General features: G+C 64.7%; 1 protein-coding gene. It reads right to left on the reverse strand.

Features of this window, described 5'->3' with window-relative positions:
* Positions 1–453 (reverse strand): CocE/NonD family hydrolase (locus AC1D0P_RS29425; protein ID WP_477679963.1); only part of this gene is annotated, 453 nt, incomplete at both ends.

Below are 453 nucleotides of genomic sequence, written 5' to 3' on the forward strand. Positions count from 1 at the left end.
GGCATGTGCTGGCCCTTCTGGGCGACGACGTTGAAGACATGCGGATACATGCGGTAATCCGGGTTTTCCATGGCTTCACGCCACATCGCCTCCATGTCTGGCGTGAGCGCACCGGGCGCCCCCCTTGTCGTATGGACGGCGGAAAAGTGGTCGCAATGATAGCGGAACAGATGCATGACGCCGCCGGGATATTGCTGCCGGAAGCCGCCATAGGGACCGTAGGCGCCGCGCCCGTCATAGGCGAAGATGGTCTTGAGATGCGGCGGTTGCTTCTTGGCGGCGGCATATTGCTCGGCCGCAAAGGCACCGATCCCCACCATGCCGACCTGCCCGTCGCACCAGGGCTGCGCGGCGATCCATTCGATCACGTCATAGGCGTCCCATTCGCTCGATCCGCCAGCGTCGGATGCGCCGATGCCGCGCGGCGAGCCGACCACGTGCACATAGCCGCGC

The sequence above is a fragment of the Polaromonas sp. P1_G2 genome, from assembly GCF_056405515.1.